Below are 10,214 nucleotides of genomic sequence, written 5' to 3' on the forward strand. Positions count from 1 at the left end.
CAATATGGATTAGATAATCTTGAATAAAAAAGTTATTTAATGGCAAAAATCTACGTTTTATTCAATATAAACTCGTTTAATTACATTAAAATTATCGGCTTTAACGTTAATCAACATTCCCCCCCTTTGCATATCTGACAAATCGAAAGTTTTTCTGGTTTCAAAACTTGGTACATCAAAGCTTTTCAATTTCACACCTTTCAAATCGTAAATATCTACTACTGCATCTTTCAAGTCTTCTTGGGTCTCTATATTGATTATAGACTTTGGTGCTGGATTCGGAAAAACACTCATTCCTTGCATTGACGGGTCTATCTTGAATCGATAGGTATTCGAAAGAGGTGAAAAACATCGGAGTGTTCTTCCACCGCTCAATTGATATAAAATCGAACCTTTTACCGCATAACTACCATCAGTTTTTGCTTTTAAGGTACGAGTTGAGTTTTGAAGTAATACATTATCCTTATACCACTCAAATTTGACATCGAAAAGGCCACTTGCCAGTGCTTCAAGTGTAAAAGTGCCTGTCTGCAAAACACTAATTCCTATCGGAGATGGCTTAACTACTACTTCCATTTCATCTGATGGAGGAGATACACAGCCATTTTGATCAACCGTTTTTACTGTAAAAAAGCCAGAAGATGAAATTGTTTGCTCTTTTGAGGTCTTTGCATTACTCCATTGGTATCCTTGACTTTCAGGAGCGGAAAGGCTTACATTATCTCCATCACAAAAAATAGTTGGACCGCTCGCCAATATTCTTGGTTTGGGCGGCAGAGGATTTACTTTTATCTGAATAATATTTGACGATGCCTGACATCCAAATTCATTTCGTGCAGTGACAAAATATTCACCTGATTTACTTACCTGCAAATTAAAATTTTTATCGCCAGTATTCCATGTTATGTTGTTTGTTATATCTGATGTAAGCCTAACCGATTTATCAGAACAAAATACAATAGGTCCGTTTGGAATGATAACTGGTCTTGCTGGAGCAGGATTTACTGTTATTTTTATACTTGGTGAAATTCCCTCACAACCAAATTCATTTTTTGCACGGGCAAAGTAATCTCCAGCTTGATTGACGGTTATTGTTGTATTTGTTTCACCATTACTCCATATTAGATTATTATTCACATTTGAAGTAAGTTTTACTGACCTATCAGCACAGAATGTGGTTTCTCCTTCCGCTGAAATACGCACATCTGGTTTTGGCAAAATATTAACTGAAACTCCTTCTGACTGTACAAAACAACCTAAGTAATTTACCTGACTCACTGTATAAAAACCATTTTGACTCACATTAATTGATTTAGAACTTGCTCCTGTACTCCAGAAAATATCTTGTTCAACATTTGAAGTTAGTCGAACACTCCCTCCTTCGCAGAAACTCGTCGCCCCCTCTACTCGAATGTTTGGTCTGTTATTAATTGAAAGGGAGGAGTAATTAGCCAAAGGAGTATAATAAACATTTCCAAGATAATCGACTGCTCGTCCACGATAAAAGCCCGTTGAAGTTTCAAGGGCAATATTATTTGATAAATCACTAAAACCATTTGTCCAATAATATTCCTTAAACCCATTTGGCATGAATATTCTGAGCGGATTCTGGGAATTTTCAACATTACATCTTAAATCAAAATACAGCGGACTTGATGGAGGTATTGGCGTTGCCTTTGAAAAGAAGTTCAAATCCAGTTTTGTATTCCAAGCTTGGGCTAATTCTAATAAACCACTTCCAAAAAAATGAACCCCATCAGTTCTACCACCAATCTGGTCTGTATCAGGTCCTTCAAAAGTATTTGGAAAATTTCGTATTACTTGATTTTGAGCATCAATAACAGGCTGGTAAGTTCCCGAACTCACTCGACTAACTCTACAAACCATCCAGTTAATATTTTTTCCAGTATCACTTCTACTTTTTGAAATTACATACTCTAAATATTCACGATACTGCTGAGTTGTTGTGCGTTTGTCATTATCTGTTTCGCCTTGATGCCACAAAACTGTTCTCACACCAAACATATTGGCGTAATAATGTAGTGATTTTTTTAGATTCTCATAAGGATAACCGGGCAGAGCAAAATTTCCAGAATAAAAGTCCTGTCCTCTTTCGCCATCAGCACTTTTTCTCCAAGCTTCAATTCCCATTGCTTCAAAACCTGAATTAATGAACAAAATTGGTACATTCAATTTTGCAGCCAATAAGTCTCCAAGTTTTCCCCAACACCATGAACCGTTGCCCAATGGAGCTATTTTTACATTTTCAGTAATCTGAGCTATAACAGGAAAAGGTGGTTCTTTTATTTGCCCATAAGAAAAGAAATTTGTGACACAATTAACTCTATCATCTACCGCAGGCGGATTCCCTCTATTTTCATATCCTTGGGCATTTGACTGCCCAGAAATAATCAAAACTTCGCCAATTCCAACCTTTTCAACGGTAGATATACCAATTATTTCAGTACCTCTCAATGCCCTTACTTCGAGTTTGTACCAACCCGCTTGGGCAAAAATATTGCCTATAAAAGTGCCGAAATTGGGGTTTACGGCAATTGCCGTCCAGTCAACGGAATTACCACCATTGATTGGAGTTAGTCGTGCATCAATTCTTTCAACTCGGGACTGAAACGTACCCGCAATAGGAATCATACCTGTATTTGAGGCATTTCTTTGAAAAACTGCCCTATTTACAGGAAATGAAATTGCTATTTGAGCAAAAACAGTTGTATGCACCAAGAGAAATAAACTTAAAAAAGTTTTTTTCATGGCGAAATAATTAAATTAAGGTTCACTCAGATTATTAATCGGAGTTGTGTGTTGAACAAACAAAAACATATATGAAGCCATATATGTTTATTTAAATTATCTTTCTAAGTTTTGCCAAATCAAGTCTTTCAATTCGTCAATTCCTTGATTGGTAACTGCCGAGAAAAAAACATAAGGCAAATCTTCTGGGATTTTAGTTTTTATTTTCTTGATTTGCTTTTCATCAATCAAATCAATCTTTGAAATACTCAGTACTCTTTTTTTGTCCAGCAATTCTGGATTATACAATTTTAATTCTTTGAGAAGGGTTTTGTATTCTTTCATTGGATTCTCAGCATCGCCCGAAACTACAAACAGCAAAATTGAGTTTCTTTCGATGTGTCTTAGGAAGCGAAGCCCAAGTCCTTTTCCGTCAGATGCTCCTTCGATAATTCCAGGTATGTCGGCCATTACAAACGACTTGAAATTTCGGTAAGCAACAACTCCAAGGTTTGGGGTTAAAGTTGTAAAAGGGTAATCGGCAATTTCTGGTTTAGCAGCCGATACCGTAGAAAGCAGTGTTGATTTTCCAGCATTTGGGAAGCCTACAAGGCCCACATCTGCCAAAACTTTTAATTCTAAAATTATCCATAACTCTTGACCAGGGTCGCCAGTTTGATGATATTCGGGTGCTTGGTTAGTTGAGTTTCTGAAATTCCAGTTTCCCAAACCACCTCTTCCTCCTGGTAATAATATGATTTGTTGCCCATCTTCGGTAACTTCTCCCATTATTTCACCAGTTTCGGCATCTTTTGCAATTGTACCAAGTGGCACTTCGATAATATGGTCTTCTCCTTGTCGACCAGACCTACGTCCACCTTCACCTGCAACACCGTGTTGGGCTTTAATGTGTTTTTGATACTTTAAGTGTAAGAGTGTCCAATACTGAGAATTTCCACGTAAAATTATGTGTCCACCTCTTCCACCATCGCCACCGTCAGGGCCACCATTAGGCACGTGCTTTTCACGTCTAAAGTGTCTCGACCCAGCACCACCATTTCCTGAAACACAGTTTATTTTTACGTAATCAATAAAGTTACTCGTCATAGCTTAATTCAATATCTCAATGTACAATATGGGGTATTTTAAATGATATTATTAGTTTAAAATACCCTAATTTTCTCTATTTACAAGAAAAATAATTACTTTTTTGCTTCATCTATTGCGGCACAAATCATGCCAAATATACTTTCTACTTCGCCTATTCCGTTGATTTTCACTACTTTATCTTGTCCTTGATAAAAAGGTAAGACATGAATAGTTTTAGTGAAATACTCATCAATTCGTTTGATTAGCTTATCTTCGTCATCGTCAGCTCTACCGCTTACTTTCTTTCTCTCAGCAATACGATTTTTTATTTCAGCTTCTGTAACATCTAATTGTAAAACCAAATCAATTTTTTCGTTCTTTCCTTCTAAAAATTTATCCAGTGCTTCGGCTTGTGCAACTGTGCGTGGAAATCCGTCAAATATAAAACCAGTCGCATCTGGATTATTTTGCACTTCTTCTTCCAGCATATCAATTGTAATTGAATCAGGAACCAAAAGCCCGTCAGCCAAAATTTGTTTCACTTTTTGCCCCAAAGCCGTATTCTGACTAATGTGCATTCTGAACATGTCACCTGTCGAGATATGAGCTAATTTGTATTTATCAATAATCTTTGCCGACTGAGTACCTTTACCTGCCCCTGGAGGGCCGAATATTACTAAATTAAACATATTTTATTGGTTCTTAAACAATTAAGAGGTTTAGTTCTATTAAAATTCTTAGTTAAAAGAGTATTAACGACAAAAATAAAAGCAATTTTTAGAAATTGTATCTTTTCATGTAAATAAATTATCAAACAATAATAAAGAAGCCTAACTAAAATTTAGTTAGGCTTCTTTATTATTGTTCTTTTACTTAGTTTTTAGGCTGGGCTCCACCATTAGGGGAGTTATTGTTTGGTGGCGTAGTACCACCCGCAGGAGATGTAGTTCCACCATTAATACTTTGCAATACTTGCTGAGCTTTTGTATTAGTTGGGTCGTACTTCAAAGCGAAATTCATGTATTCAGTTGCTTTGGCTGGGTTTTTCTCAACTAATAATGCTTTGTATCCTAAATAGCCATAGGCTTCTGAGAAATATTTCGCATTTTTCACATCTGCCTTATTGGCATCAGTTGATAGTGCTATATATTTTTCATAATAAGGGGCTGCCGAGAATGTACTATCGACTGTTGAGCCTAAAGCATATTGCTTCGCACGTGCTTTTTGCATATATGGAAACAACCAAGTGTCTTTATATAATTCAATTACTTTTGAATAAGTTGTATCCGCTTTAGTGAAGTTTCTATCACGCATGTAAGCATCTGCTAAATTATAATAATCAGTTGCAGTACCACCTTTTTTAGAAGTTGATATCATTTTCTCGTATGCTTCAGCAACTTTTTTCCAGCTTTTGTTAACTTTATGAATATTCACAATTGCACCGTTATAGTCAAAAGTTGAATCCCCTTTTTCAATAGCAGTCTCCATATTGATAATTGCTAATGAATCATTCAATTTTTTATTCGCATCATCTTTGATACAAGCATAAGCACGGCCTAACATTCCCCAGTCAGAAGCTAAATGACGTTCTTTCTCTGCTTTATTCAAAAACTCTGTAATATTCTTTACACCTTCCGCACAATCACCTTTTTCTGTTTGAATATAACCTTTCAGACGATATTTAATTGGGTCTTTTTCTGTATCAAAAATCTGGTTTAATACAGCCAAAGCACCTTCATAATCCTTGCTTGCAAATGCTAACTTAATATAACGAAGTTTTTCAGCTGGGGTTGCTTCACTCTTATCAAGAGATAATTTTGCATTTTTAGCTGCTTGTCCAAAGTTACCAAATGATGTAAACAAATTACTTAAATAATAGTAAGCTGGTGCATAGTCAGGGTCAGCAGCAATTGCCTCATTAAAGAATCCTTGTGCTTTTTGATATTGCTTACCTTGATACCATACACGACCCATCAATGTTTTAATTTTCGCCAATTTTTGACCCATGTTAGCTGCATTTTCCAATGCAGTCATGGCAGCACCACCATCATTTTTAATCAAGTATGCCTTTGCCATTGCAATGTAATAATCAGGATTGTTTTTTACCTTTTGCAAATCTAACGCTGCCTGTATATTTGTAACAGCTTCAGCAGGGTCGTTTACTTTTTCAGATAAAGCATAGGCTTCTCCGATACGAAACAAAACATCTGCATTTTTGTTTTTGGTATCTTTTTTAATCAAATCAAAGTCTGCTTTCGCTCCAGCTCTATCACCAGATAATAATTTAATGGTAGCTAAACCAACTCGATTTAGAGGGTCAGGTTTCTTTTCGTTAGTCGCAGCACCTTTGGTAAAAGCCTCTGTTGCTTTAGCTAAATCAACTTGACCATCTTGTAGATTTAGGTAATAATAACCCAAATTGTAGTAATTTTCTGCCGTAGGTGCAGTAGATGCCAATTGCTTGAAAATGGTTTCAGCAGCATTGTATCGCTCAGCATCCAAATTTCTCAGTCCGTCCTGCACAGTTTGTGCCATTGTGTGGAACGACAACGTCAGCACAGCCATTGCTGCCACTGCCAAAGATTTCAAAATCTTGTTCATTTTCACTCTAAAAGTTAGGTTTACAGATCCTTTGTTTTAATTAAAAGTAAGCAAAGTTAAATAAAATGTCGTTTAGATAAAAAAATATTTTTCCCTCTTAACTATTTATTCTTTTGCTATTTGTTGATTAGACAGTTTTTTGTTTGGAGAGTTATCTAAAAATTTGTTAATAATTCGTTAAACATTAGCGATAACTTCACACAAAAAATCAAAATTATTGGACGCTTCCTATTGGTTTTTTCTCAATAATTATTTCACGTTCGTACACGTAATAAGGTAATAAACCCGATTTTTCAACCACTAATTGTCCAACGTAGGCACAACAAAATCTGATAAAAGCACTTGTTAGACCATACCCCTTCTTAGTATGTAAAATTACTCTTCGCTCAAATGGATATTTTCGAGCTTTTAAACTCGCAGTTGTTGGTGTGTAATAATCATTGGGTGTTTTAACATCAGAAATTCCGACAACATGAACGCTATTTATAAAATTCTGACTTTTTGAGTCATCGATATCGCTTATCCAATTTCCTCCAATTACACCAATAGCATTCTTATTCTTCTTAATGTATTCTATTACATCTTTATTGCCATCCGCTGCAAAAATATTAGCTTTCTTAATATCACTGATACCAAGTTTACCCATCATGTAATTCAAATTACTTGAACTACTATTATCGAAAACTAATTTTATATCGGTGTTTTGTTTACCTTCAAACATTGCCTTCAAATCTGCAATCGAAAGTTTTTTAATCGAACTTTCCAAATTACTTATGATTGCAACCCCATCCAAAGCCATTTTCGCAGGAAGATATGGGATATTATTACTTGTATAAACAGATTGTTCTCCAGCGGTTGCCTCACGGGTAACAATAGCGATATTCACTGAGTCATTTATCATCAACGACATTGCTCGTTGTTCTGGCATGTAAATTACATTTAACTTTGCTTTGGGATAATGTGCATTGTATGCCATAATTTCTGCGTCAACGATAGGTTGCAGTGATTCATCAGCAGCTATGGTTATTTCGCCTTCATTTGGTAAATCTTGCTTTTCTTGTGATGAGCATTGCCACAAGGTGATTGCCCCTATCAATACAATAATTATTTTTTTCATTTCTTTGGTGGTTAAGCTTACTCAACACTTTATTTAGGCAAACAGCTTTTATTAATATTTAGACCTTTCGCTAAATATATAAACGCAAATATATTCAAATAAATTCTTTTAGTTACAAAAAATATAAAAATATTTTTTGTAACTAAAAGAAGAATAATAACAAATCAAAAGGCCACTTCATTTCTGAAGTGGCCTTTTGATAATATCAGTCCTTTATAGACTATTTTTATAAGCATTATATGCTCCCCAAGCTCTAAATATACCATAAATAATGATCAAAACACTCATTATCATGGCAACACCATCAGATACTGGAAGAAGCGAACGCTTCATAAAAACATATATACCCATTACAATATATGCAATTGCAGTAAATGCTCTTATATATAGTGTAATTTGACTGAAACCTTCTGGTTTTCGATTCTGCAACATTATTCAAGAACGAATGAAATTGGCATAGTAAAGAATACCCTTACGTTACGTCCATTTTGTTTTCCAGGATTCCATTTTGGCATTGATTTCAATACACGTTGTGCTTCTTCATCACAACCAAAACCGATTCCTTTCAAAATTTGAACATCACCTAAACTACCATCTTTCTCAACAACGAATTTTGCAAAAACTTTACCAGATACGTTTGCTCTTTGAGCAGCCGATGGGTATTTCAAGTTTTTACCGATGAAGCCATACATTTCTTTGATACCGCCTGGAAACTCAGGTTGTTGTTCAACAGTTGTAAAGATTTCATCTTCTTTTGGTTGTTCAATTTCAACGGCTTTTGGAGCCTCAACTACTGGAGGTGGAGCGGCTGCGATTTCATCAGACTCAATACCTTCTTTAGTTTCGTTTGAAATAACCGCCTTCTCAATCTGCTCAGCAGGTGGTGGTGGCTCTTCATTTTTTACCTCTTCATCTGGCTTTGGCTCAGGAGGCAAAAACTTAATTGTTGCAACTTCAGGTGGCTTTTGCTCAGGTGGCGGTGGTGGTGGAAGGTCAAGTGGTTTATCTTCCACTTTTTCTTCTTTCAACTTAGCTAAGTCGATTTCTACCGCAACTTCTTTCTTTGCTTTTGGCGTAATAGACGCATAAAGCATTGGAGCACCCACAGCAGCCAAAAATGCAATCGAACCATACAAAAGCGAACGGTTTACCGTCTTTTTGTATGTCTTTCTTAGGTCATATGCTCCATAGGCCTTGTTACGGGTCTCGAACACCATGTCATCTAAGGTAATATTGACATTATTTTTAGGGTCCATTTTTTTTTATTTTATCATTAAATACGGAATACTTAACGAGTTTACTTAATTACTGTTTTGGAGCAGCAGATTTCTGCTTGTAGATATCCAACTCTTCCTTCGAAGGGTCAACAATCGCGTATAACTCAGACTTCGTAATTGACATTTCGTCCAAAATATCTACTGTATTTTTGTAAGTAGCATCATCAGTTGGCTTAATTACAACAGTGAACTTAGTTTGGTCGATTGCATTAACTCTTGCCTTCAAAATTGCGGTACGGATACCATCTTTAGAGTAATCAGTTTCGCTCAATAACTCAGGAGTCAAGTTTTTTGATGACTTCTGGTGATAGAATACACGATTATCTTTACCCATTATGATTGTAATCGTATTCGATTCTTTGATTTCTGCCGTTTCAGGTGGTTTATTTTCATCCTTCTCCTTTTCTGGCATATTCAGTTTCATCATATTAGGCTTGCTGAACGTCGTGGTGAAAACAAAGAATGTTATCAGTAAGAATCCTAAATCTACCATGGGAGTCATATCGACTCTTGCGGATTGCTTTTTGGCCCGTACTTTACCATCACCTTTGCCACCACCACTGGAGGTGTCTATTTCTGCCATTGTTTTACAATGTTTAGATGATTCGTTAAAATATTAGTTAGGTGCATTTTCAACACCAGTAATTAACTGAAACTTGTTAATATCTCTTTTTCCAAGTTCATTAAGTACTTGTTTTACTGCTGGGTAATTAGTTGAGGCATCGCCTCTAATCGCCAGTTTAGCTGAAGGATTTACTTCTTTTAAATAAGTCGAAACCCAGTCACCCAATTCACTTTTAGTGCTATCATTCGGAATACCTGCCATCACTACATTAATTTGGTCTTCTGGCGGTAAATTCAAATATTGCTTTAAACCAGCAATACTAATACCGAAATCTGATAGTTTCTCGAAGCTCCTCATATCGGTAGTAGTTACTGATACACCGTATTTCTGAGCCATTCTTTGAAGCAATTCACCACGTTGCTTTGCATCTGCGATACCAAAATAGTATTTTCCTTTTGGGTCAATACTTATGGTAGCCACACCCGTTTCAGGGATTTTTGTTTGCGAAATTGACGAAGGTGTATCGATTGTTACTGATTCTTGACCTTTGAACTGAGTAGTCATGATAAAGAACGACAATAACAAGAATGCCACGTCACACATCGCTGTCATATCCATGACAGGACTCTTTCGTTTTGGTTTTACTGCTGGCATAACTCCTTAATGATTTAGTTTATTTTACAAATATAACGAAAACAAATTTAGATTGTTATCTAATTATGTAATTTATTTTTAGAAACAATCTTAACTTGTTAATTAAGATTAGTTATGAGCTGCAAAATTTTGTTGGATGCTCAAACCGATTTCGTCAATTTTG

General features: G+C 35.8%; 9 protein-coding genes. All 9 read right to left on the reverse strand.

Annotated features, from left to right (window positions below):
• Positions 1-57 precede the first annotated feature (57 nt).
• Positions 58-2,769, reverse strand: coding sequence for a sialate O-acetylesterase (locus A6M55_RS04835; protein WP_064196748.1), 2,712 nt, complete (start codon positions 2,767-2,769; stop codon positions 58-60).
• A gap of 96 nt (positions 2,770-2,865) precedes the next feature.
• Positions 2,866-3,855 carry a GTPase ObgE gene (gene obgE, locus A6M55_RS04840; protein WP_064196749.1) on the reverse strand — a complete coding sequence of 330 codons (990 nt, stop codon included), beginning with the start codon at positions 3,853-3,855 and terminating at the stop codon, positions 2,866-2,868.
• Between the two features lie 95 nt (positions 3,856-3,950).
• Positions 3,951-4,526: an adenylate kinase gene (locus A6M55_RS04845; protein WP_064196750.1), complete on the reverse strand. Its 576-nt coding sequence runs from the start codon at positions 4,524-4,526 to the stop codon at positions 3,951-3,953.
• A gap of 184 nt (positions 4,527-4,710) precedes the next feature.
• On the reverse strand, positions 4,711-6,438 hold the full coding sequence (locus A6M55_RS04850) for a tetratricopeptide repeat protein (protein WP_064196751.1): 1,728 nt from the start codon (positions 6,436-6,438) through the stop codon (positions 4,711-4,713).
• 214 nt (positions 6,439-6,652) lie between these two features.
• The gene (locus A6M55_RS04855) at positions 6,653-7,555 is read right to left on the reverse strand and encodes a PstS family phosphate ABC transporter substrate-binding protein (RefSeq protein WP_064196752.1); all 903 of its coding nucleotides are present in this window, start codon (positions 7,553-7,555) and stop codon (positions 6,653-6,655) included.
• A gap of 213 nt (positions 7,556-7,768) precedes the next feature.
• Positions 7,769-7,987, reverse strand: a complete 219-nt coding sequence (locus A6M55_RS04860) for a hypothetical protein (protein ID WP_064196753.1) — start codon at positions 7,985-7,987, stop codon at positions 7,769-7,771.
• Positions 7,987-8,811 (reverse strand): energy transducer TonB, encoded by an 825-nt coding sequence (locus tag A6M55_RS04865; RefSeq protein WP_064196754.1) that lies wholly within the window; start codon positions 8,809-8,811, stop codon positions 7,987-7,989. Before A6M55_RS04865 ends, A6M55_RS04860 begins: the two co-directional genes overlap by 1 nt.
• A gap of 49 nt (positions 8,812-8,860) precedes the next feature.
• A complete protein-coding gene (locus A6M55_RS04870) occupies positions 8,861-9,415 on the reverse strand; it encodes a biopolymer transporter ExbD (RefSeq protein WP_064196755.1) in 555 nt (184 codons plus the stop codon).
• Between the two features lie 33 nt (positions 9,416-9,448).
• Positions 9,449-10,051 (reverse strand): biopolymer transporter ExbD, encoded by a 603-nt coding sequence (locus A6M55_RS04875; RefSeq protein ID WP_064196756.1) that lies wholly within the window; start codon positions 10,049-10,051, stop codon positions 9,449-9,451.
• Between the last annotated feature and the right edge of the window lie 163 nt (positions 10,052-10,214).

The organism is Emticicia sp. MM (genome assembly GCF_001649495.1).

What these genes read in the sequence shown, in the direction of transcription:
- A6M55_RS04855 (WP_064196752.1), bottom strand. Translation starts at nt 7,555, where the DNA reads ATGAAAAAAATAATTATTGTATTGATAGGGGCAATCACCTTGTGGCAA.
- A6M55_RS04845 (WP_064196750.1), bottom strand. Translation starts at nt 4,526, where the DNA reads ATGTTTAATTTAGTAATATTCGGCCCTCCAGGGGCAGGTAAAGGTACT.
- A6M55_RS04835 (WP_064196748.1), bottom strand. Translation starts at nt 2,769, where the DNA reads ATGAAAAAAACTTTTTTAAGTTTATTTCTCTTGGTGCATACAACTGTT.
- obgE (WP_064196749.1), bottom strand. Translation starts at nt 3,855, where the DNA reads ATGACGAGTAACTTTATTGATTACGTAAAAATAAACTGTGTTTCAGGA.
- A6M55_RS04870 (WP_064196755.1), bottom strand. Translation starts at nt 9,415, where the DNA reads ATGGCAGAAATAGACACCTCCAGTGGTGGTGGCAAAGGTGATGGTAAA.
- A6M55_RS04875 (WP_064196756.1), bottom strand. Translation starts at nt 10,051, where the DNA reads ATGCCAGCAGTAAAACCAAAACGAAAGAGTCCTGTCATGGATATGACA.
- A6M55_RS04860 (WP_064196753.1), bottom strand. Translation starts at nt 7,987, where the DNA reads ATGTTGCAGAATCGAAAACCAGAAGGTTTCAGTCAAATTACACTATAT.
- A6M55_RS04865 (WP_064196754.1), bottom strand. Translation starts at nt 8,811, where the DNA reads ATGGACCCTAAAAATAATGTCAATATTACCTTAGATGACATGGTGTTC.
- A6M55_RS04850 (WP_064196751.1), bottom strand. Translation starts at nt 6,438, where the DNA reads ATGAACAAGATTTTGAAATCTTTGGCAGTGGCAGCAATGGCTGTGCTG.